Annotated in this window: 17 protein-coding genes and 1 tRNA gene; 7 read left to right on the forward strand and 11 right to left on the reverse strand. The window is 39.7% G+C overall.

All coding sequences use genetic code 11. The features are described from left to right. Window positions 1-94: 94 nt before the first annotated feature. Window positions 95-1,336 (reverse strand): peptidase T, encoded by a 1,242-nt coding sequence (gene pepT / locus JP36_RS05165; protein WP_039172662.1) that lies wholly within the window; start codon window positions 1,334-1,336, stop codon window positions 95-97. A 259-nt stretch (window positions 1,337-1,595) separates the two neighbouring features. Between pepT and potA the strand changes: the two genes are divergently transcribed. From potA to potC, 3 genes are read left to right on the forward strand one after another with little or no spacing between them, the layout of a single operon-like run. Continuing rightward, window positions 1,596-2,717 carry a spermidine/putrescine ABC transporter ATP-binding protein PotA gene (gene potA / locus JP36_RS05170; protein WP_039172665.1) on the forward strand — a complete coding sequence of 374 codons (1,122 nt, stop codon included), beginning with the start codon at window positions 1,596-1,598 and terminating at the stop codon, window positions 2,715-2,717. After that, the gene (potB, locus tag JP36_RS05175) at window positions 2,698-3,558 is read left to right on the forward strand and encodes a spermidine/putrescine ABC transporter permease PotB (protein ID WP_039081185.1); all 861 of its coding nucleotides are present in this window, start codon (window positions 2,698-2,700) and stop codon (window positions 3,556-3,558) included. Before potA ends, potB begins: the two co-directional genes overlap by 20 nt. After that, window positions 3,558-4,328 (forward strand): spermidine/putrescine ABC transporter permease PotC, encoded by a 771-nt coding sequence (potC, locus tag JP36_RS05180; protein ID WP_039172668.1) that lies wholly within the window; start codon window positions 3,558-3,560, stop codon window positions 4,326-4,328. Before potB ends, potC begins: the two co-directional genes overlap by 1 nt. 648 nt (window positions 4,329-4,976) lie before the next feature. Here the strand turns inward: potC and JP36_RS05185 are convergent. The 7 genes from JP36_RS05185 to JP36_RS11750 all read right to left on the reverse strand — a co-directional run bounded on the left by JP36_RS05185 (window position 4,977) and on the right by JP36_RS11750 (window position 17,401). Beyond that, window positions 4,977-5,726 (reverse strand): SDR family oxidoreductase, encoded by a 750-nt coding sequence (locus JP36_RS05185; protein WP_039172671.1) that lies wholly within the window; start codon window positions 5,724-5,726, stop codon window positions 4,977-4,979. Window positions 5,727-6,141: 415 nt separating this feature from the next. Continuing rightward, on the reverse strand, window positions 6,142-9,447 hold the full coding sequence (locus JP36_RS05190; RefSeq protein WP_039172674.1) for a DEAD/DEAH box helicase family protein: 3,306 nt from the start codon (window positions 9,445-9,447) through the stop codon (window positions 6,142-6,144). Continuing rightward, window positions 9,448-11,367, reverse strand: coding sequence for a site-specific DNA-methyltransferase (locus JP36_RS11670; protein WP_209434476.1), 1,920 nt, complete (start codon window positions 11,365-11,367; stop codon window positions 9,448-9,450). It abuts the gene before it with no gap. Beyond that, the gene (locus tag JP36_RS11960) at window positions 11,328-12,614 is read right to left on the reverse strand and encodes a restriction endonuclease subunit M (protein WP_052119451.1); all 1,287 of its coding nucleotides are present in this window, start codon (window positions 12,612-12,614) and stop codon (window positions 11,328-11,330) included. Before JP36_RS11960 ends, JP36_RS11670 begins: the two co-directional genes overlap by 40 nt. Before the next feature lie 51 nt (window positions 12,615-12,665). After that, entirely contained in the window at window positions 12,666-14,498 is a 1,833-nt protein-coding gene (locus tag JP36_RS05200) for an ATP-dependent nuclease (protein WP_039172677.1), read from the reverse strand. Continuing rightward, window positions 14,495-16,645: a helicase-related protein gene (locus JP36_RS05205; RefSeq protein ID WP_234702151.1), complete on the reverse strand. Its 2,151-nt coding sequence runs from the start codon at window positions 16,643-16,645 to the stop codon at window positions 14,495-14,497. Before JP36_RS05205 ends, JP36_RS05200 begins: the two co-directional genes overlap by 4 nt. Before the next feature lie 12 nt (window positions 16,646-16,657). Continuing rightward, a complete protein-coding gene (locus JP36_RS11750; RefSeq protein ID WP_234702152.1) occupies window positions 16,658-17,401 on the reverse strand; it encodes a DEAD/DEAH box helicase in 744 nt (247 codons plus the stop codon). Between the two features lie 89 nt (window positions 17,402-17,490). Here JP36_RS11750 and JP36_RS11755 point away from each other — a divergent pair, with 89 nt between their 5' ends. After that, window positions 17,491-17,646 (forward strand): helix-turn-helix domain-containing protein, encoded by a 156-nt coding sequence (locus JP36_RS11755; protein ID WP_234702153.1) that lies wholly within the window; start codon window positions 17,491-17,493, stop codon window positions 17,644-17,646. Between the two features lie 42 nt (window positions 17,647-17,688). Further along, window positions 17,689-18,384 (forward strand): LysR substrate-binding domain-containing protein, encoded by a 696-nt coding sequence (locus JP36_RS05210; protein ID WP_234702154.1) that lies wholly within the window; start codon window positions 17,689-17,691, stop codon window positions 18,382-18,384. Window positions 18,385-18,428: 44 nt separating this feature from the next. Here JP36_RS05210 and JP36_RS05215 read toward each other — a convergent pair whose 3' ends face one another. Both JP36_RS05215 and dkgB read right to left on the reverse strand, forming a co-directional pair. Beyond that, the gene (locus JP36_RS05215; protein ID WP_039172680.1) at window positions 18,429-19,610 is read right to left on the reverse strand and encodes an MFS transporter; all 1,182 of its coding nucleotides are present in this window, start codon (window positions 19,608-19,610) and stop codon (window positions 18,429-18,431) included. A 91-nt stretch (window positions 19,611-19,701) separates the two neighbouring features. Beyond that, window positions 19,702-20,496: a 2,5-didehydrogluconate reductase DkgB gene (gene dkgB / locus JP36_RS05220; protein WP_039172682.1), complete on the reverse strand. Its 795-nt coding sequence runs from the start codon at window positions 20,494-20,496 to the stop codon at window positions 19,702-19,704. 190 nt (window positions 20,497-20,686) lie between these two features. Between dkgB and JP36_RS05225 the strand changes: the two genes are divergently transcribed. Further along, a complete protein-coding gene (locus JP36_RS05225) occupies window positions 20,687-21,592 on the forward strand; it encodes a LysR family transcriptional regulator (RefSeq protein ID WP_039172685.1) in 906 nt (301 codons plus the stop codon). A 352-nt stretch (window positions 21,593-21,944) separates the two neighbouring features. Beyond that, window positions 21,945-22,021, forward strand: a tRNA-Ile gene (locus JP36_RS05230). Between the two features lie 134 nt (window positions 22,022-22,155). Here the strand turns inward: JP36_RS05230 and lpxL are convergent. Continuing rightward, the gene (lpxL, locus tag JP36_RS05235) at window positions 22,156-23,082 is read right to left on the reverse strand and encodes an LpxL/LpxP family Kdo(2)-lipid IV(A) lauroyl/palmitoleoyl acyltransferase (RefSeq protein ID WP_039172688.1); all 927 of its coding nucleotides are present in this window, start codon (window positions 23,080-23,082) and stop codon (window positions 22,156-22,158) included. Window positions 23,083-23,134 lie beyond the last annotated feature (52 nt).

Genomic DNA, 23,134 nt, shown 5'->3' on the forward strand with positions numbered 1-23,134 from the left:
ATTTTGTCTACTATGCCAAAAAATCTGCACCTTAATCAGTTGGCTGTTGCTTTAACTTTTAAGGTACAGATTGTAAACACTATTTTATTTACTATTATTTTTTCGCTAATTTGGCAATTTCCATAATCACTTTAGTCGCCTGCTGCATTTCATCTAAACTTGCTAACTCGTGTTTACTATGAAAATTATACCCTCCAGTAAACAAATTCGGACAAGCAATACCATTTTCAGACAACCAAGCACCATCTGTACCGCCTCGAATCACTTTATGTTTCGGCACAATGTCACAATTTCTCATCGCCGAATCTGCTACCTCTACACTTTGTGGAACTTTAGCTACCATACTATGCATATTATGATAACTATCGGTAATCTCAATACGAACTCGATCAAACAATTGATACTGTTCAATAAAATATTGAATCTGTTTTTGCAATAATTGTTTACGTTCTGCAAAGCCTTGTGTACTAAAATCACGAATTAAATATTTCATCTCACAATATTCAATATCACCATTAATAGCATCCAAATGGAAAAAACCTTGTCGTTCATCCGTTTTTTCCGGCACTTCGTTCTCAGGTAACTGTTGGTGAAAACGACACGCCAATGATAGCGCATTAATTAATTTATCTTTGGCAGAACCTAAATGTATTGACTCACCTTTTATGCTGATGATTGCTGTTGCTGCATTAAAATTCTCATATTCCAACTCACCTATTCCGCCACCATCAACCGTATAAGCCCAATCACAGCTAAACTGTGAAATCGGGAAATGCTGCATTCCGGCACCGATTTCTTCATCCGGCGTGAAAGCGACTCGGATATTAACCCGTGGCAAGCGATAACTGATGATCGTTGATAACGCCGTCATAATTTCCGCAATTCCGGCTTTATTATCCGCACCCAATAAAGTTGTACCATCAGTAACAATTAAAGTATGCCCTACTAATTTTTGCAAAAAAGGAAAATGTACCGGGCTGATAAATTCTTCACCCAAACCTAAAGCAATGTCACCGCCTCGATATTCATTAATTACTTCCGGTTTAATATCTTTTCCTTTGGTGCCGGGATAAGTATCTAAATGGGAAATAAATCCAATAGTAGTACGATTATTCGGAATATTGGAAGGCAACAATGCAGTAACGATGCCGGCAGGTGACATTTCCACTTGAGCCAAGCCCAAACCTTTCAACTCTTCCATTAAGTATTGAGCCAGCAACCATTGTCCTCGACTGCTCGGTGAATGTTTAACTCCCTCTTTGGATTGGGTATCAAAACTGACATAATGCAAAAAGCGATCCAACAATCCTTGACGTAATTTTTCTTCTGAGTACATCTTAGCTCCCGTATTTATAAAAAATCATCGAAATTTCAGGCGTAAAATGCTATCACATCCGTAGCTTCGCCATATGATGTAAATCAACAACATTTACGAATTAATCAATCTATTTACAGGAAAACTTTTAATTTTTTAAAAATTTTTAGCTTATAGGCTTTCAATTATGAGTTGATCACTATATCATTGCCAATTTCTTATAGATGTAATTCTCGTGGGTATTGAATAGTTTTTTGACTTAGGAGGAAAAACAAAGATAGTGGAAAATTCAGTTCAACAACAAAAGCCGATTATTGAGCTTCAATCACTCACTAAATCCTATGATGGTAAAACGATCATTAAAGATATTAACCTCACCATCAATAATGGTGAATTCCTAACAATTTTAGGTCCTTCCGGTTGTGGTAAAACCACAATTTTGCGTTTAATTGCCGGTTTCGAAGAGGCGAATAGCGGTCGCATAATCCTTGATAGTAAAGATATTACCGATATTCCGGCGGAACAGCGCAACATCAACACCGTATTCCAAAGCTATGCACTATTTCCACATATGACCATTTTTGAAAATGTGGCGTTTGGTTTACGTATGCAAAAAGTGCCGAATGAAGAAATTAAACCACGTGTTCTTGAAGCATTAAAAATGGTGCAATTGGCTGATTTTGCCGATCGTAAGCCGGCTCAACTCTCCGGCGGTCAACAACAACGTGTTGCGATCGCACGTGCGGTAGTAAATAAACCGAAAGTATTATTGTTGGATGAGTCACTTTCTGCTTTGGATTACAAACTGCGTCAACAAATGCAGAATGAATTAAAAGCGCTACAACGTAAACTTGGCATTACCTTTATTTTCGTTACACACGATCAGGAAGAAGCATTAACAATGTCGGATCGTATCATCGTGTTACGTCAAGGTAATATCGAGCAAGACGGCACACCACGAGAAATTTACGAAGAGCCGAAAAATTTATTTGTGGCAAAATTTATTGGTGAAATCAATATTTTTGATGCCACCGTACTGCAACGCATTGATGAAAAACGAGTACAAGCCAACGTTGAAGGCCGTATCTGTGAAATTTATGTTACTCGCCCCGTTTCAGTCGGACAAAAATTAAAAGTATTGCTTCGTCCGGAAGATATTCGCATCGAAGAGGTACACGATAAGCAATCGCACGAAGGGTTAATCGGTTATGTACGCGAACGTAACTATAAAGGGATGACGTTAGAGTCAACCGTTGAACTTGAAGGCGGTAATCGTGTATTGGTCAGCGAATTTTTCAATGAAGATGATCCGGATGTCGATCATTCTCTCAATCAGAAAGTCGCTATAACTTGGGTTGAAAGCTGGGAAGTGGTACTTGATGATGAAGATGACAACGCGTAAATTTCAAACTTTTACTGTCACTATTATCTTTGCGTGGCTAATCTTTTTTGTATTAATACCGAATCTGTTGGTGTTGATCACAAGTTTTTTAACTCGTGACAGCAGTAATTTGGTTGAATTTACCTTTTCTTTAGACAGTTATAAACGCTTAATTGAACCGCTCTATGCGCAGGTGTTGTGGAACTCGCTCTATATGTCCGGTGTTGCCACTATTATTTGTTTATTAATCGGCTATCCTTTTGCCTTTATGATTGCCAAAATGAAGCCGGTATTTCGTCCGATTATGCTGTTTTTAGTGATTTTGCCCTTCTGGACAAACTCACTCATCCGTATTTATGGGATGAAAATTTTCCTTGGCGTTAAAGGGGTTTTAAATAATACACTGCTTTGGCTCGGTATTATTGATACCCCAATCCGTATTTTAAATACGGAAGTCGCTGTTATTATCGGTTTGGTCTATATTTTATTGCCGTTTATGATTCTGCCTTTGTACTCTTCTATTGAGAAATTGGACTATCGATTACTGGAAGCGGCAAAAGATTTAGGCGCCAACGCATTCCAACGTTTTATTAAAATCATTCTACCGTTAACAATGCCGGGCATTATTGCCGGTTGTCTGTTAGTGCTGTTACCGGCGATGGGAATGTTCTATGTTGCCGACCTTCTCGGTGGTGCGAAAGTGTTGCTGGTCGGTAACGTCATTAAGAGCGAATTCTTAATCTCACGTAACTGGCCGTTCGGTTCATCAATCAGTATTGCATTAACCATTCTTATGGCATTGTTATTGTTCGTCTATTACCGTGCAGGTAAATTATTTAACAAGAAATCGGAGTTGGAATAATGAAACGTTCATTGCGGAATATTTTCTTATTTTTGGTTTATGCTTATTTGTATATTCCAATCATTATTTTAGTAGTCAATTCCTTCAATTTAGATCGTTACGGTCTCACTTGGAAAGGTTTCAGCTTAAATTGGTATGAACGTTTAGCCAATAATAATACCCTATTGGATGCGGCATTCCATTCAGTCACCATCGCCTTTTTCGCCGCAACCGGCGCAACATTGGTAGGTTTATTAACCGCAATTGCACTTTATCGCTACCAATTCAAAGGTAAAAAATTTGTCGGTGGGATGTTGTTCATTGTTATGATGTCACCAGATATTGTTATGGCAGTGTCACTTTTAGCCCTCTTTATGCTGGTCGGTATTTCGTTAGGATTTTGGTCATTATTATTTGCCCATATCACTTTCTGCTTACCTTACGTAGTTGTTGCTGTCTTTTCCCGTTTAAAAGGGTTCGATATTAAAATGTTGGAAGCAGCACGCGATTTAGGTGCAAGTGAAATGACCATTTTGCGTAAGATTATTGTGCCTTTAGCGTTGCCTGCGATCGTTTCAAGTTGGTTGCTCAGTTTTACCATTTCACTTGACGATGTTGTGGTTTCATCTTTCGTCACAGGCGTTAGCTATGAAGTGCTGCCGTTACGCATTTTCTCATTGGTTAAAACCGGTGTCACTCCGGAAGTGAACGCATTGGCGACCATTATGATTATTGTGTCATTGACGCTAGTGGTGCTAAGCCAATTTATTTCGAGAAAAAGTAAGACATAATTTATCAGCCTAGTGCCGTAAAACTCCGTCTTTCAAGACGGAGATATAAGGCATAGACTGTACAACAGTCATATCTTACATTGAAAAAGTGTATTAACAGGGATATGCTCTGGCTTTCTCAATGACGATACACTGTTCAGGGCAGGGTATGCCTACAGCGCTTGTGAAATGAACCGCACTGGCGGTCAGCAGCAAGAACCAACCAAGAGTAGCCTATTTGTTTGTAATGGATACTGGTAGAGGAATCCCCGTCCTTTATGGCGAAGAGGATGTCAAATTGCATCATAAAGAACTTGTAGAGTGTGTCATTACTCATTAAATAGTTTATTTCACCGACATATAACTCCAGCATATAACCTTTTTGCTGATGATTTTGGAGTCAGATCAATCGCCAATGTACCTTTTTCATTCTTAATAGAAGTCTGTATATTTTACTGTGCCACTTGGTAATAAACACTGCTTTGACTATCAGCAGTGTACTATTTAAAGAAGTTCATCACGAGAGATACTTACACATTAAAGCTAGTAGAGAAAACAAAGAAAGGGTTCATTTCTCTCACAAAAGAAGAATAAAAAATAAGGCAACACTTTAACGCCATCTGAAAAAATCAGGTGAACGCCTTCACCTGATTTCGCCAAAATAATAGCTTACCAAGGCTGTGTAGTTGGCCCAATAGTAAATTCGCTGATGTTGGTGTCTTCAGGCTGGCTGATGGCAAATGCCACCACGTTTGCCACGCGTTCGGCGGGAATTTCGTAGTTGTCGTACAGCTCTCGATAGGCTTTCGACACGTTGTCGTTGGTGATGCCTGCCACCAATTCCGATTGCACCGCCGCAGGGTAAATAGTGCTGGTACGGATATTTGTACCAACCTGTGCCGATTCCATACGCAAGGCTTCCATAATGGCTTTCACCGCCCATTTTGTGCCACAATACACGCCAGCCCCTGGGTACACTTTCAGCCCAGCCACAGAAGAAGTGGCAAGAATATGCCCTGATTTTTGCGCTTCAAAGGTTGGCAACACAGCGGCAATGCCGTTCAACACGCCTTTGATGTTCACGTCCACCATCGCATTCCAGTTGGCGGTTTCCAAGGCGGAAAATGGCGAACTTGGCATTAAACCAGCGTTTAAGAAAATCGCGTCCACCTTGCCAAAGGTGTTTTTTGCCAGCTCCACTAAGGCGTGGTTGTCTTCGGGCTTGGTAACATCGGTGCTGCGATACACCGCCTCACCGCCATTTTTGACGATGTTGTCAGCAATGGCTTTGAGCTTATCTTCACGGCGTGCCGCCAGCACGATTTTCGCACCCTCTTGTGCCAATTTATAGGCGGTGGCTTCGCCAATCCCTGATGATGCACCAGTGATAATGACGACTTTGTCTTTTAAGTTTTGCATTTTGTTGTCCTTTTATTGTGAATAATGAATGCCGCTTATTATCATTGTTTTGATTGGTAAGCAGTAGTGTGGTAATGATTTATTCTCTATTAAGTTAAGTCTAATAATCACTCGATATTTCAGTACTCTAGTCGTTTGATTTCAAAATAATACGGCGTTCTTTCGCCTTGCCGTACTATCTATACTGTCTTCGGCTCATTGCCTTGTCTTATTTTGGACTGAAACGACAATGAATGAATAGGTTGCACAGTATAGACAAAGTGAATTGTATTGACTAGATTAAGAATAGCTAAAACAGAATTAGGGGAAATCGAAGAATGAGGGATTTGTTTTAGGCAATGCCATCTGAAAAAGTGCGGTGAAAAAACACCGCACTTTTGCTAATGAACAAGGCTTTTTATCAACAAAAGCCCGTTTAATCCGCCAACATCTTTTCAAACATTGTTTTCAAATAATCCTTATCCTGCATAAACAGAATATTTTTGGCTTGATAAACGGTTTCATCGTATTGATGGGTTAAATTTTCCCTTTCGGTAATAGAAAGAATAAAGGCGTTGAGCTGAATCGCTAAGCCGTTTTCTTTTTGCAGATTTTTGATTTCTTCCGCCAAGCCGAATTTGGGATCGTCAATGCCCATATGCAAAATGCCTTTGGGGTCAATCAGGCTGAGCCATTGTTCGCCTGTTTCTCTATCCACCAGCCAGAGCAAAAAGTCAGGGTAAAAATTGCCTGCCAATGCAAAGCCTAATCCTTTGTTTTTATTAGCAGCATTTCGGAGCAAATACAACTCTTTGTCGCCAATCCATTGGCTAAGATCGCCGTTGGCTTGGGCGGTTTGCATATCTTGCACAAAGCGGATTTCGCTGGTTTGGTTCATATCCATTGGCTTCATTGTAAACGGCAAGGTTTCGGCATTTGCTAGCGTCATAATGGGGTAATACAAATGCGGTTCAAAGCAAATGGCGGTGATGTTAGACGCTTGCCAGTTGAGGGCTTGTTTTAATTGACCATTTTTAATGGCGTTTTCCAACTGTTTTAATTTATTTGCGTATGCTTCACGTTCCTCATTATTTCCCTTATCAAAGGCAAAATGATAGTGGTTTTGCAAGGCTGGGTGATTTTCGTTCACCTCCACCACTTCATAAAACTGCCCTTCATACAAACCTTTGAGGGTTTGGTAAAAACGTTGCATATAAAGTTTTAGCAGTTCAATCAGAATATTTTGTTGTTTTTCAATATCGGCATAACAATGAACGCTGAGTGCCTCTTTCGGAATATACAGGCGATACCAGCCCTCCGTTCGGGCAAAATCTTGAATGCCTTTTTTATGGATTTGCAGATTCCACCACGAGCGTTGCCATTTGTATTCCCACAAAGCAAGATAGATTTTTTCCCAATCAAAGGCGGAAAACAGGCGTTGATCCAACTTGTGGTGTTCCCGTTTATCTATTGGCGTGCTGTCGCCTTTGGTGCGATACATTTCGATTTTTGGGTATAAATCCAACTCAATATGCAGGCGTTTGGCTTTGCCTTGATAGCATTCAGGCAGCCTGAAAAATTCAATGCCTTTTTGTTGGCGTTTAAAGCCTATTTTTTGGTTGTCTTTATAGCCGTCTTTTAATTGCAAGGTTTTTAAGGTGCGTTGTGGCAAATTAGCACGCACTTTAAAATCAATGGTCAGCACTTCATCAGGCGGGGTAATTCCCTCTTCTTTAAGGTATTTTTTAAACTCCTCCATATAGCCTGCGGCGATACCGAAAATATTCAGCGTTTCTAATTTTTCCAGAAATACGCCTTGAGGGCGTTCATTTTCTTGGCTACGTTTTAACGAATAGCCTTGCCCTTTGAGCCGCACGCCTCGCCCAAACAATTGGATAATTTGGCTACCCTCGCTTTTGCCCATATTGAGCAAGCCCATTGTGGATACCCGCCAGCTCGACCAGCCCTCAGTGAATTTTTTTGAGCCAATCAGCAAATGAATATCGCTGTCTTTGTGGTTAATCTTCCGAAATAAAGAGGGTGAAAAATCATTCTGTACGGTATCAAAATCCCTTTGCGTTTCGGCGGTTTTGGCAAACCCTTTGGCATCGCCAATATTAATCACACCAAAAGCTGGGGCATTGCCTACCGATAATGCCAATTCGCCTTCTACGTTTTTATTGTTTAATAAGGCCACTTGCAAACGCCCATCAATGGCAGTATTGAAGACTTTTTGCAAAATATCCTGATACAACTCGGCTTCTTTGCCTAAAAAATCCATTAATGGCACAAATTGCCCTCGAAAAATATTTTCCCCCTTTGCATTGGTTAATACAGCGGTATCGCTGAGTAATTGGTTCAGACGGCGTTCAATGGTGGTGCGGTCGTTTAAAAAATGTGCCAAAAATTGCAGGATTTTTAAAATATCGCTGTCATCATCGGCAACTTTATTGCCCACAAACACCCACAGCGGTTTTTCAATTTGAAAAGAGGCGATGGCTTTTTGATGACGGTGAAACAAATACAATTGCTGATAAAACACCAGCAAACAGGCGGTTAAATACATATCGCCGTGCCGTGCATAATCCGCATCACGTAAATTCAGGATTTGGCTTTCTTTGCCATAGCCATCGGCGTAAAAATATTTGTAGGAATAATCAAATAACACCGCTTTGGCATACACTTCCAGCATCGCCGATTGTTTGATTTCTTGCAATGCCAACACATCGGGCTGTAATTGTGCCAATTGATGTTCATCTAAGCCTTTTAGACTTTTTTTGCCAAACAGAATGCCCGCTTGCTTTTTTTGCCATTCTGTTATTTGTTCTTTGACGGTTTTGCCCTTGCTCACCGCCTGCCCGAAAGTGGCAGAGTATTCAAAGGCAAAGCCATTGCCAATCAGCTGTTCACGGCGTTTCAGCCACGCATCGCCTGATGTGCCGCGGTGTCCCTCATCCACCAACACCAAATTGCTGCCTGAAAAACTTTCCACTGCCACCGTTTTATCGCCGTGTTTATCTGCCAATTTATTGATGTCGATCACCTGAATGGCTTCATATAATTCCCCTTGCTTCGGGGATTTATTTTTATCAAATAAAGCAGCGGAAAAATTGGATTGTGCCAATTCCTGCAAATGTTGCTGGCTTAAGCCCTCATTGGGCGTGAGCAAAATAATTTGATCGATTTTATTCGGGCAATAATGCTGATATTGCAAAATATTGACGTGCATCAGCAAGGTTTTGCCCGAGCCTGTTGCATTCCAAAAGGCGATTTTGTTTAAATCTTCCGCTTGATAATCGGATAAATCCAAATGATCGTTTTCTTGCTTATAGCTTGCCAAGGTTTGATTTAAGCCTATCAGCATTGCCTCTGTGCGATGAACAAACCAATCCAAATAAATCTCAGTAAACAACAGCGATAAATATTGGAAATATTTCATCTGCAATTGATGACCGCTGGCTTGATTACGTTTTTCAGTGATTTTCTGCCAATGGCGGACGATATTTAAATCATAACGGCGAAAGTCTTCCTCGCTGATTTTTTTAGAAAAAACGTCTTTCAAGGCTTCAAAAAAAAGCGTTTGCCCCTCATTATTTAAGCCGATTAAGTCATTATCCTTTAAAGCCTTTTTTAAATCCTCAAAACTGTTTTGCCCCAAAAGCGATAAAACCCAGCGGTTTAAAATTAAATGGGCGTGAAAAGTGCGGTGCTTTTTGGAAGCCGTTTTTTTCTGCTTTGCCATTTATTCCCCCCTTTCTGCAAACATTAGGCGTAAAAATTCAGGCTCAATGGCACGCAGGCTTAAACGGCTTTCTGTACCATCTTCGTTTTGCCAAAGGCTTGCCATATCGTGATCGCCGTTGAGATAAACCACATCATATTGATCACTATTGGGGTTAATATTTTGTGCATTAAAGCATTGTGCCACTTCGGCATAGCCCATTTTTTCGACATCACGCCACACAATCAGGCAGCGATCGCCATTCGGCAATGCTCCCTCCACCATCACATAACCCCGTTTTTCTCGTTCATCGGTAATGCCCTGCACACTAAGCCCGAGCAGATAGTTAAAGGTTTCCACCAAGTCAATATTGGTTTTTGCATAAGCCCCTGCGGAATCAGTGGCAATGTTGAGGCAATAATCAAAGGGGTGCGTAAAATCATCGCTGTTTAAGAGCGAGCCTTTGCTTTCCACGTCCAATAAATAACGCAATAAATAATCTGCTTGCACGTTTTCAGGCAGCCCGCCAATAAAATCCGCTTGCCCTTTGAGTTCCAGATTATTGAGGGTGTCTTCATAGCTTTCGAGTTTTAAAACTTTAACGATTTGCGACACGCCATTAAAGCCATCTGACGCTTTTTCAGACGGCATAGGCTTGCCGTTTTTCCAGTTTTCGCTGTAAATCACTTTTTGCACACGCGGTTTCAGCACGGTGTCAAAATATTCGCCTTGTTCCACAAGAATATATTTGCGGTTACCATTGTCTTCTAAATTGAGCTTAATTATTGCGTGAGCAGTTGTTCCACTTCCTGCAAAAAAATCAAGAACAACATCGTTTTTTTCCGAAACCATCTTAGATAGTTGAGATATTAATCTAATTGGTTTTTTACCATTTTTAAATTCTACTTTTCCCTCTTTTGATACATTACCCATATCAATATAAAAACCTTCCCACCAATCTCCTCTAATTTTTCTTAATCCTTCAGACTGATAGAAATCATCAGCTTTTCCCCAAGAATCTTTCAGTCTTAATAATTGGCAGATCTTTCCTTTTTTATCCAATGTAAGTAAATATTCTCTTCCGTTATGTTGCACCTTTTTCCAATATCCGTTTTTAAGATCAGAAATATCTACATTACCAATTTTATCCGAGCGGACGATGTCTGCGAGGTGAGAGCGGACGATGTCTGCAAATTCTTCACTTTTAGCGTAAGCCTCAGACAATGAGAGTGCTTTTTTATTATTTAAATCTTTTGGAAATTTATAATCATACAATTCACTAATATTGCCGATTGTTCCATCTTCCTTTAAATATAAAGAGTAGTGTTCATCATATTTAGGACGAGGGTCATAAATAAGCGTTTTTGCAATATTTTGATGCCCATCTTTTGAGTAGCACAAAATATATTCTGCATTTTTCACAATATTCCCAGATTGAGCAGATTTAACTTTCATTCCTTGAGTTGTACTCATTTGGCAATGTATTGTTGTAACAAAGCCATTTTTCATAAATATTTGATCACAAAGTAATCTTAAGTGTGGTTGCTCCGTATCATCAATCGAAATAAAATTCACCCCATCTTGGCGTAATAAAGAATAGGCTGCCTGAAGACGGTTTTCCATTGTGGTGAGCCAGCTGGAATGCTGATAATTGTCTTTATAAATAAAACCATCATTGCCTGTATTATACGGCGGATCGATATAGATACATTTCACCTGTCCCCGATAACGGGCTTGCAAGAGATTCAGGGCTTGGAAGTTGTCGGAATGAATTAAAACGCCGTCTGTGTTCGCGTCTAAATCCAAAATGTCGGTGAGCTGGGTGAGCAGTTTTTGTTGATAGCGGGGCGGATAAAGGGAGGTATCCACCACTAAGTGCGGTTGATTTTGCTGGAATTTTTCTAGATTTTGTTCGGCAAGGTTACCCCCCCCCCCGAGCATTCTAACGCATTGAAATTAAATAGATTTTTCCAAGCATTTTGTTGAGCTGGGTTGGAGAGGGTTTCAGCTAGCATTTCTGTTGGAATGCGATCGAGGGTGATAAGGTAATGGCTTTGGGCGACAAATTTTTTCTTCAGCCAAAGTTTTTTCTGAAAGTTTTCCAGTTGGGCTAAAAAGTCGATCAGATCGTGGGCAATTTCTCGCAATACTTGGATTTGACGCAGGTTGTTTTCGATTTGAGCAAAGCTGTCGGCGTGCTGGATATTATCAAGGTGCATTACTTCGTTTTTGATGTAGAAATCCAATTCACGGCGTAAAAATCCGCCTAAATCTTTGTGGATAAAATAATCCGCACTGTTTTTTTGTGTGTAATCGCTGAGGTGTTTTTCTAGTAATGTGCGGTTGGGATTATTGGCGGTCGGTGCTTTTTCCCAAACGGCTTGCCAATCGGTGGGAATGAGGCGTTTTAGGGCTTCAATGGTGCGAGCGTTTTCTTGCTCTTGTTTGTCTTTTTTCTCCGCTGGGCGGTATTCAAAGCGGATTTCTAGGGTGTTGCCGTCTTCGCTTTGTGCCAATGTTTCGATTTGCTCTTCATCGTATTCGCCGTCTTCGTCTTGCTTTTCAATTATTCTTGTTTCTGCTAATGTAAATAAGCGTTTAGCCTCGTTATCTTTACGATTGTCTTTGGCGGTGTCGGCGGCAATCAGGCGGAAAAACACTTCTTTGCCATCTGCAAGTTTAAAGCGGTAGTTGCTAAAATTTTCGCCTGATTTGGTGTAGTACTGATCTTTATTTGCCCAGTGTAATAGCACTTCTTCTCCACTGTAGGGAATGGCGTAGGTGTCGCCTTTGTAACGACGTTGGCTGATAAAATCGCCTTCGTCATAGTAGCGAGAAAAGAAGGTATATAAATGGGAAAAAATCGCCGCTTCACTTTGGCTACCCGCTTGTTGGGCTTGGGCGATTTGTGCTTGCAGTTGTTGCACTTTAAGCGAGGCATCAGGCTCTACCCCTAAGGCTTGAGCCTGTTTTTCAGCTTCGGCTAATTCATTTTGCCATTGTGCCATTTGCACTTGATTGGCTTGGCGAAAGGTTTGCCGCACTTTTTGCGGCAGTGTGTGAGTGAGGTATTGGTTAATCTCATCCGCCCTGCTGTTTAAAATGCGGTAAATACCAAAATCCAAATCCGCACGGTCGGTTTGGAAAATTTCTTTCAGTTTTTGCGTAAGTTGGGGGAGATGGTGCATGGTTTTGTTTCCTTTTATTTAAACTATAGCTATCTTTATAATTAATCGATCTTAAAATTGAAAACAAGGATCTTTATCTCTATCATTATCTATGATCCATTCTTTCAACATATTTTCATAATCACCATTAATATTATCTTCTTTAATACCCATCAAAATATCAAGAACTCCTTCTATACTCAAACGGATACTTTCATCATTTTTAGCTTTCTTCCAGCTTTCATAAGGCTTATCCTTACTAGGTAGTTTCATGCCATGATGCTCTTCAAAATTCGGGCAGGAAAAATAATGTATTACACTTACATTTTTATCTCTAGCGTTTTGGACTTCATCTAAGATCTTTTTATTAATCGCATATGCTGGATTCTTCTTATCTCCACTTTCTGTTTTAGGACTATCAATATCATGCAGGATAGAAAAATTTACTTTAAAATGTGTAAGCATTTTCACAAGTGCCGCCAAAGTAGCTTTACCTCTTGCTCGCACAATTAAGGGTCGGTTTTCAAATGGATATTTATCCATATTTTGGTTCATTACTTCTTGAAAAGCTGCAAACTCTGTGTCTCCTTCAACCAGAATAATATTTTTCGCAAAAAATACTTCTGCAAAGTGTTCATCAAAGAGCATTAATGCTTTCAAATTTTCTTTTTCATCATCTGTAAACTCCATTTCATCTGCTTTATATGTTTTTGGTGAGATATTAGCTTGATCTCTTTGCAATCTCACAATCGTTGTGTGATCTTCAAGAGGATCAATAAAAGCAGGATGATGAGTACTAATCATTACCTGCCAACCTGATGCAGCAGCTAAATTATATAAATGCTGTTTTGCTGCCCGAACAGCCGAGGGGTGTAAAGCGATTTCAGGTTCATCAATTAATAACATATGCCCTGGTAAAATAGGTACTTGGCTAATATTTTGAGTAGACTCTAACTCTTCTAATTTCTTCAGTTCTGCTTTCGTAAGATTTTTACCTTGCGATTGTTTATCTTTTAGCACATTTAACTGAGCACTATTTTTCTTTAAATCCAAAGCGGATTTTAACTCTGACCTTACTTGCAACATTGACCAGAAAAGAGCTCTTTGCGAACCAGTACCTTGTTGTGTCCAATCAACCTCTTTATTATATTCAGTTAATACAATATTGGATCCTTTAGTCAATAACGATTTAGGATCGAATTGTAGATCATCAATCGATATACTAATATTAATTTTTGCACCGCTAAATATTTTTCCATAAACAGAGTCAATTTTACTTTGAACTTCAGAAATTTCACTTTTCATGTCTTTAATCGGCTGGTTAGCCAACTGAATAAATTCTCTTAATTTATTATTTATTTCCGATTCTTCTTTCAAGAAACTATTATATTTTTCTATAAGTGGTTCTAGTGCTATTGACATTAATTCCTTATATTCCCCCAAAGGATTATCTAAAGCCCCAACTCTGAATGGCTTGGGTAAACGACTATTAAATACAGTATCTAAGCCTGCTGCTTTCTCACCTTCTGAATATGAATTTTCTTCAGGATTCCAAGTCTGTCTTACAACTTTATCTCCAGGTTTATCCCATTGCCACTTCGATTTAACTAATAATAATCCGCCTTGCGGTTCTTTCCATTTTTCATCAATATTTTCAACACCTTCTGGAATATGAACCCACAATTCAATAGTAACTGGATGATTCTCATCATTAAAGTCTTGTGAATTAAGCTTAATTCCCGGTGTAACTGCATACTCGTAAGCACATAATACTGTTGATTTTCCCGCATTATTAGCACCAACAAGGCAAACAATATTGTCTAATTCCACCGTTAAACCATCATTATTAATGCATCTAAAATTTCTGATATGCATTTTTACTAATTTAGAATGATTTCGCATCATCTCATCTCCCACTCAATCACAAACAATGTCTTCTCTTCTACTTTTTGATCCAAATTGGCTTTGACTTTTTTCAGTAGTTGTCCGCGTTGTTCATCAATGTCATCTTGTTGGTCATAGAGTTCTCGGCGTTGTTTTTTGCGTTTACGCTCTAGTTCTCTCTGTTTTTCTTCCCAATGAATTTTATCTTGTAAATGCGTAGCTAAACGGGTATTTTTTCGCATTTCTTTAATTTGTTCATCGGTATTTTTGATCGCTTGTTCAAGGTTGTTTTTCAAATCGTCCGCCCAAGCATCTAGTTTTTCCGTTTCTTGTGTAAAATAAACAGCGTTTCTATCTTGCATCTCTTGCAAGTGTGTTGCTTGGCGTTGTTGTAGATTTTGTAATAATAACTCATTGATTTCAATATTATTTTCTGTTTTCGTGATTATCGCAGGCAGTTTGAGCAGTTTTTCTGGATCATCTTCAATCAAAATTTCGCCGTCTATGGTGCAAGCGCTGATAATCAAGTGCTGCTCTTGTTGAACTGGTGATTGTATATTAACTAAGCGAACAATTAATTGCCCTGTTTTGCCACGATAGGGTTCAAGTGTGCTGATTTTTTTGCCATAGGATTCGTAATCAAAAGTCAGTTTTACTGTTGGACATTGGCGTTGTTTGGCTCGCTCAATCAGCGTCTGTGCCAGTGGGTGGCTAATGCGGTACAAGTGGGCGTTATTTTCATTTGGCTGTAAGGTATATTTACCAAGAGGAATAAGGGAATTGCTTTGTAGATCTTGAGGTAGCTGATTTAAAACGAAATACTCACCATCAAAATCAGCATAACCCTGCAATTCACTTTGAGTTAATTGCATTAATCGGGCGGTGTATTCATCTTTTATCTGGTGAGTTTGTTCACTAATGCCTTGTAAACGGCTTTGCACTTCTTCGTCAAAGTTCTCCAGTAGTTTTTTTCGTGTTTCTAAGGTGGTTTCTTGGATTTCTTCAGCATATTCTGTTTGCAGTTGTTCAAAGGCCGTCTGAATTTCTGAAGCTGTGCGACAATTACGATAAATAGCAGCAATGCGTTTTTCAATATCAACGCCTGAGCCTATACTGCCTAATACTTCATCGCTGGCTCCAAATACACCATCGAAAAGTTTGAATTTTTGTTCAAGCAATTCATAAACACGGCGGTCGGCTTCATTGGTTTTATCAATAAAGTTCACCACAACCACATCGTGCTTTTGACCATAACGATGGCAGCGGCCAATTCGTTGTTCGATACGTTGCGGATTCCAAGGTAAATCGTAGTTCACTACTAATGAGCAAAATTGTAGGTTAATGCCCTCGCTACCTGCTTCAGTCGCGATCATAATGGTTGCTTGATCTCGAAAATATTCTACTAAGGCGGCACGGGTATCAGCGGTTTTAGAACCTGTGATGAGATCACTGCCTGCGTGGCGTTCGAGCCAATTTTGATAGATCTGTTTGGCCTGCTTGCTGTTGTTATCACCGTTAAATAACACAATACCTGCACCATTTTCACCGGCATATGGACTATTTTGTAATAACTCGGCTAAATATTCTTGAGTGCGTTTAGATTCAGTAAAAATGATGGCTTTGGACGCTGCACCTAAGGTTTTAAGCCGAGTAAATGCAGTATCTAGTGCGGTAAGTAAGGCTTGAGCTTTGCTATCTGTTTGAATACTTTGAACTTGCTGGATATAGCGTTGTAACTCTTCAATTTCTGCTTGAATAGCGTGCTTTTCTGGTAAAGATAATGGATTATTGAAATTTGGGTTTTCTTCATTGCTCTCATCAATGATTTCATCTAGGCTTTCATAATCGCGATTCAGTTCGTCAGACAATGAAAACGATGGTTGATATTCATCAAGCTGGCTTTGCAAACGCTGGATAATAGTCGTGAAAGATTGCACCATTGCAGGACGACTGGAGGCAAGCAGCTTCCAAAGTATCATTGAAATTAAATGTCGCTGACTATTGGGCATTGCATAGGATTCTTCACGGCGTAAATAGTCACGAACATTTTCGGCAAACAGGCTTTCTTCTTGGCTTGGAGTAAATTCCTGCACAATCGGCAAACGGCTAGTATAGGAAACATATGCCTGCACTTGGCGACGCAATGTTCGCTGACAAAAATATTGCAAACGATGGCGTAATTACACAAGATTGTGTGGGTTATTCCCGCCAAATTGTTCTTTAAAGCTAGCTAGATCACCAAAAATTTTATCATCAATAAAACTCACCAGCCCATATAGTTCTAAAATGCTGTTTTGTAATGGCGTGGCAGTTAATAATACTTTGGAAGATACCTGTGCTAAAGCTTCTTTTAAGGCTTGAGCGGTTTTATTATTATTCTTATAAACATTGCGTAAGCGGTGTGCTTCATCAAAAACCACCAAATCCCAAGCTATCCTTTTCAGCTCAGCAGCTTTTTGTTTGGCAAATTCATAAGAACAAATAATGGCTTGGTTTTGATGGAAAGGAAATTGCCCCTTTTTCTGGTATTCGCTATAGGTATTTTTCTCTAAAATCACACTATTAATCGCAAATTTCTCTTGTAATTCTTGATGCCACTGTTTGCGTAAATTGGCAGGCGTGATGATGAGAATATGCTTTTTGCGTTCCGCTATTCGTTGAGCAATCACTAAACCTGCTTCAATGGTTTTTCCTAATCCAACTTCATCAGCTAAAAGAACACCTCGTGATAAAGGATTTTTACAGGCAAAAATAGCGGCATCAATTTGATGAGGGTTCAAATCAATTTGAGCATTGACCAAGGTGGAAGCAAAGGCTTCAACATTATCTGCTGTAGTTTGCTTTTGTAATTGCCAGGCAATATATTGAGCTTGGTGGGGAGTAAACATCGTTAAAATTTTATGGTTTCCGTTTAATTTATGCATTTTATTTATTTTTTTCCAAAAATTCTATAGTATCTTGCTGATTAACAACGATATAAAATATTTCAGTTCAACGACATTGCAAAAATCAAATGAACAGCACCACCTACCACCAACTACAAATTTTTCACGCCATTGCCCAAGAGGGGAGCATTAATTCAGCAGCGAGGAAACTGGGGATTACCAGCCCTTCCGTAAGCCAAGCCTTGAAGCTGTTGGAGCAATCAATGGATATGCCGTTGTTTTAGCGTAGCACAAGGCGGGTTCAGCTCACGGAGGCTGGAGCGAGGTTGCTCACACAAACCGAGCCGTTAATGCGGGAATTGGATAGCCGTTTGGAGCAGTTTCTTGGCGAGGAACACGCGCCATCGGGTTTGGTACGGATTACCCTTTCCCGCTTTGCTTACCGTTTGATTTTGCAAGATCATTTGGCGGAATTTCACCGCCGTTATCCGCATATTTGCTTGGATATTTCTGTGTATGACGGTACGGTGGATTTGGTGGCACAAGGCTTTGATTTAAGTATTCGTTTTGGCGATAAAATCGATGAAAATATGGTAGCACGCCAGCTTCTGCCTGCCTTTCAAGAGGGGCTATATGTTTCAGACGGCTATCTGAAACAATACGGTATGCCGAGCCATGAAAACCTGCACCAACACCGTTTAATCGGCTACCGTTTCATCACCACAGGACAAATTTTACCCTTGATTTTGGAACGAAACGGCGAAAGCCAAAGCATCGGAATGCCCACGCCGATGATTTGTAACGACATCGACACCATCGCAGACGGCGTGCGTGCGGGCTTAGGCATTGGGCGTTTGTTTACTCCGATCTATCAGCGACTAGCCGATAAAGCTAACTTTATCCCTGTTTTGCAAGACCATTGGCGAACCTATCCACCTGTGTATGTGTATTACCCACAAGCCAGCCAAAAAATAAGGCGTGTGGCGGCAGTGATTAACTTTTTACTGGAAAAATTTCTATAAGAAAAAACCTGTGATCGCTCACAGGTTTCTGTTATTGACTTCAATTAGGCAAAAACTTGCTCTGAACATTTCACTTGTTGCATTCTGTTGAATAAAGAAACCAGCAGTAGTGTAATCGCCAGAATAATAGCACCGACCCACGCAGTATCCAATAATCCGAGCTTCGCCACTACTTGACCACCAATACCTGAACCAATAGTAATACCCAAATTAAAGGCGGCAATGTTCAAACCAGAAGCTACATCCACTGACTGTGGAGCATCAATTTTTGCCTGTTCGACCACTAATAATTGCAGTGGTGAGACATTAGCAAAACTGGTTAAACCCAATAATATTGTACTAATTAACACCACCCACGCACTTTGTGCGGTGAAATAAAAAGAGAACAACACCAACATTTGTACACTAAAAATATATTTTAGCGAACGAACCGTACCCAGCTTATCTGCCAATTTACCACCCAATGTATTGCCCAGTGCAACTGCAATACCGTAACCAACCAAAATTAAACTGACATCATTGCCGTTAAAACCAGCTAATTGTTGTAACATCGGTGATAAAAAAGTGAATAGCACGAAAGTTCCACCGTAACCTAATGCGGTCATCGCATAAACCAGCAGTAACCGAGGTGAACGAATCACATCCAATTGTTGCATCAATTTCACTGGTTTAGGTTGCTGTAAATTTTTCGGCACAAATAATAATGCACCGATAAAGGCGATCACCCCCAAAGACATCACCTCTAAAAAGGTAGTTTGCCAACCGAAATGTTGCCCGATATAGGCACCCAATGGCACACCGGTTACCAACGCCACAGTAAGTCCAGTAAACATCATTGCAATTGCAGCAGCAGCTTTCTCTTTTATCACTAATTGTGTCGCAATGGTTGAGCCAATTGAGAAAAATACTCCATGTGCTAACCCCGTCACAATTCTTGCACCAATCAGTGTAGAAAAATTGGTTGCCTGCCACGCCAATAGATTTCCCACCACGAAAATGGCCATTAAAAACAGAAGTACATTACGACGTTGCCAACGTGCTGTCATTGCAGTGAGCAAAGGCGCACTAATGGCAACGGACAACGCATACAAACTAACTAATAAGCCGGCAGACGGTACGCTGATAGCTAAACTTTGTGCAATGGTCGGCACTAATCCAACAATCACAAATTCGGTTGTTCCGATAGCAAAAGCCCCAATCATTAGGGCCAATAAAGCAACTGGCATTAAATTCCTCTCTTAATTTAAAAACGATTGTGTTATGTATTGAATGAAAGAGCAGAAATTCCGCTCTTTCACAGGCAAAAGAAAATATTAATCACGCTACCAATCCATCTGGACTGACTTCTCGGCTATTACGATCTAACGCATTGATCATTGCAATTTCCTGTTCGCTCAACTTCAATTCCAATGCTTTTAAATTGGAAATTAAATTTTCTCGTTTAGTTGAAGACGGAATAACAGCAAAACCGCGAGCTAATGCCCAAGCTAACGCCACTTGTGCGGTAGTCGCATTATGCACTTGTGCAATTTGTACTAAAATCGGATCGTTCAATACCTTTCCATAAGCTAACGTCATATAAGAGGTGATTTTTATACCTTGCTCTTGCAAAAAGTGCACCAATTTCGGATTTTGTAGATAAGGACTTAACTCAATTTGATTGGTGGCAATATTTTCTTTGCCAACGACCGCTATCGCCTGTTTAGTCAATTCAATATTAAAATTGGAAATTCCGATTTGACGTGTTAATCCTGCTTTTTTCGCCTCAAACAACGCATTCATATATTCTGGCAACGCCACTCCGTTATTTGGAGCAGGCCAGTGAATCAACGTTAAATCTACTACATCAGTACGCAATTTTCGCAAACTCTCTTTTAGGCTATCTTCCAATTTATTGGCACTGTAATTATCTACCCAGATTTTTGTAGTTAAAAAGAGTTGATCACGATTTACACCACTTTCTGCAATTGCCTGCCCAATTTCCGCCTCATTACCATAAATTTGTGCAGTATCAATTGCACGATAACCAACATCCAACGCATTTTTCACAGAATCAATCACAACCTGACCTTGTAAACGGAAAGTTCCTACACCAAAATTTGGAATTGTCATTTTTTTCTCCTTCATCTTAATTGTTTAACTTCTATTTCATTGATGGCGTGCATTATAGAAAAAGGATTACTTCAAAAAAACAGTGTAATTTGCAAATAATATTTGCAAATTTTGCAAAAATAATCTTGTATTCGGTTAGCTATTAAGATAATCTCCACTCCATCAACGCCTTTAATCGGAAGGAATAAATATGAAACTCAATCTTGAAGCACTTAATATTTTTGTACAAATTGTCGAAAAAAAATCAATTAGTGCTGCTGCACAAAGCTTAAATCTGCCAATTTCTGCCGTAAGTCGCAGTCTATCAAGGCTAGAAAACGATTTAGAAACTACGCTGTTGCAACGCAGCACAAGACGAATGTATCTCACTGCCGAAGGTGAACTGCTATTACAACAAGCGCGACAAATTTTAGATAGTGTCCAAATTGCTGAAGAAAAATTGCTTGCTCGCCATACGGATGCTGGCGGATTATTACGTATCAACACATCAGCACCAGTGATGCGACACGTTTTGATTCCGGCTATGGCAGAATTTTTACAACGCTATTCCCGAATTCAAATAGAACTGAACAGCAATGATAGCCTGATCGATTTATTGGAAGAGCGCACTGATATGGCGATTCGGGTCGGAGAATTGCAAGATTCCTCAATGCACGCTCGTTTGCTCGGTAAAACCGCCATTCGTATTTTGGCGACACCGCAATATTTGGCAAAACAAGGGAAAATTGATAGCGTACATCAGTTATTGCAACATCGCCTGTTGGGGTTCAGCCAACCGGCGCACCTTAACCAATGGCCATTGTTAGACAATTCTGGTCATTTACTCACGATTACACCTAACGTGATCGCTTCCAGTGGAGAAAGTTTATTGGCACTGGCGCTTAATCACGTCGGCGTGGTCTGTTTATCCGATATGATGACTGAACAGGCACGAAAAAATGGCGATTTGGTGGAAATTTTGCCAGATCTGCGACAAAAAATCTTACAACCGATTTATGCCGTTTATTATCGTCATCACCAACTTACCGCTCGAATCGCTCTATTGATCGATTTTTTAAGTGAATATTTGCCGCAACAGACGTGGTGTGAAAAGTGAGAAGAAAAGATGCAGCTTAGCAAGCTGGTAAGGATTTTGACAAAAATCTAAACAAAAAGCGAAATCTTTGATCTAACAACCATATCAATATAAAAGAAGATACCTGAATGTTAAAATCCTTTTCCCCAGTATGGACTTAAGATGGTAAGCCTTGAGCAACTTGTTCCAAAAGAACAGCTTGCATTCAGAATTAGGCAAGATTCTAATTACTTAGGCATTTTGACTAAAAAAGCAACACGCATAGCCATTCGCCCCCTTCAATGCGTGAAAATTACGCAAAAAAACATAAGCTTGGATACAATGCTGGACTTCATTTCTGTCTTTGACTATAATCTCTGCCGTCTTACCTACTGCCCCCATAGCTCAGTCGGTCAGAGCAGTCGACTCATAATCGATTGGTCACAGGTTCAAGTCCTGTTGGGGGCACCAATTTAGCGCTATGCTTTCCATTGTTTCCAATGAATTAACTATTAAAACTAAATAATAAAATTCTACTTGTTCTATTTTTCTTGTTATCCGCTGTAAAATAAAGTGATTCAATCACACATAAATCACACACAAAACTAATAAAACACTTCTTCTCCTTCCGGACGAGTTTTAAATCGGCGGTGAAGCCACATATAAAGCGACGGATCTTTTTTTATTTCTCGCTCAATTGCTTGATTCACTCGAGTAACAATAGCAACATCATCTTCGCAATCGCTAAGATCAATCGGAGCAGAAATAGAAATAGTGTAACCAGAGCCATCTTTATTGCGTAATGGTGTAAAAGGGATAACTAAACTTTGCGGAACACTGCGTTTTAAAAATGCAGTACCAGTGGTAGTCGCAGCATTTTTTACTGCAAAAAACGGCACAAATACTGCACTTTTTCGTCCATAATCGTGATCCGGTGCATACCAAATAGTTTCCCCTTGACGCAATGCTCTAATCATCCCACGTAAATTATGGCGATCGAGCATCGATTTATTGGAGCGTATACGCCCTTTTGTTTGTAGCCAATCAAACAGCGGATTGTCGTTCGGACGATAAACACCGATACCTTGATGATAAAGCCCGAGTATTCTTGCGCCTAATTCTAGCGTCAGAAAATGAATACCAACCAAAATAATACCGCTATCTGCTTTAGTCAAGTAATCCAGCCCTTCAATTTTAGACCATTTTTTAATCCTGTTATCTGACCAAAACCACGCCATTCCAGTTTCAATAATAGCCATTCCAACGGCTTGAATATTCTGTTTTAACAGTTCTTGTCGTTGTAATTCACTCATTTCAGGAAAGCAAAGTTCTAGATTACGACGAGCTATCTCTAAACGACGTTTACCGAATTTAAATTTGCTGAATAATTTACCCAAACCGTGTCCTATTTTCACTAAACAAGGGTACGGCAAGAATAAAATCAGACGAAACAAGATAATTCCAAGCCAAAGAATCCAATATTTAGGTAGGAAAAAAGAAAATTGAAATTGTGGTAACTGTTGATTTTTCATTGATTACTGCAAACTAAATAATTCAAATATTAACTATTTTAGCGGAAAGTGC

It is taken from the genome of Gallibacterium genomosp. 1 (genome assembly GCF_000771875.1).
In the GTDB taxonomy this organism is placed as follows: domain Bacteria; phylum Pseudomonadota; class Gammaproteobacteria; order Enterobacterales; family Pasteurellaceae; genus Gallibacterium.

Excerpts from the sequence above, each read along its gene's own strand:
- lpxL (WP_039172688.1), bottom strand. The coding sequence starts at position 23,082 with ATGAAAAATCAACAGTTACCACAATTTCAATTTTCTTTTTTCCTACCT.
- potB (WP_039081185.1), top strand. The coding sequence starts at position 2,698 with ATGAAGATGACAACGCGTAAATTTCAAACTTTTACTGTCACTATTATC.
- potC (WP_039172668.1), top strand. The coding sequence starts at position 3,558 with ATGAAACGTTCATTGCGGAATATTTTCTTATTTTTGGTTTATGCTTAT.
- JP36_RS05190 (WP_039172674.1), bottom strand. The coding sequence starts at position 9,447 with ATGGCAAAGCAGAAAAAAACGGCTTCCAAAAAGCACCGCACTTTTCAC.
- JP36_RS05185 (WP_039172671.1), bottom strand. The coding sequence starts at position 5,726 with ATGCAAAACTTAAAAGACAAAGTCGTCATTATCACTGGTGCATCATCA.
- pepT (WP_039172662.1), bottom strand. The coding sequence starts at position 1,336 with ATGTACTCAGAAGAAAAATTACGTCAAGGATTGTTGGATCGCTTTTTG.
- JP36_RS11750 (WP_234702152.1), bottom strand. The coding sequence starts at position 17,401 with ATGCATAAATTAAACGGAAACCATAAAATTTTAACGATGTTTACTCCC.
- dkgB (WP_039172682.1), bottom strand. The coding sequence starts at position 20,496 with ATGACAATTCCAAATTTTGGTGTAGGAACTTTCCGTTTACAAGGTCAG.
- JP36_RS05225 (WP_039172685.1), top strand. The coding sequence starts at position 20,687 with ATGAAACTCAATCTTGAAGCACTTAATATTTTTGTACAAATTGTCGAA.
- JP36_RS11960 (WP_052119451.1), bottom strand. The coding sequence starts at position 12,614 with ATGCACCATCTCCCCCAACTTACGCAAAAACTGAAAGAAATTTTCCAA.
- JP36_RS11670 (WP_209434476.1), bottom strand. The coding sequence starts at position 11,367 with ATGCTCGGGGGGGGGGGTAACCTTGCCGAACAAAATCTAGAAAAATTC.
- JP36_RS11755 (WP_234702153.1), top strand. The coding sequence starts at position 17,491 with ATGAACAGCACCACCTACCACCAACTACAAATTTTTCACGCCATTGCC.
- JP36_RS05200 (WP_039172677.1), bottom strand. The coding sequence starts at position 14,498 with ATGATGCGAAATCATTCTAAATTAGTAAAAATGCATATCAGAAATTTT.
- JP36_RS05215 (WP_039172680.1), bottom strand. The coding sequence starts at position 19,610 with ATGCCAGTTGCTTTATTGGCCCTAATGATTGGGGCTTTTGCTATCGGA.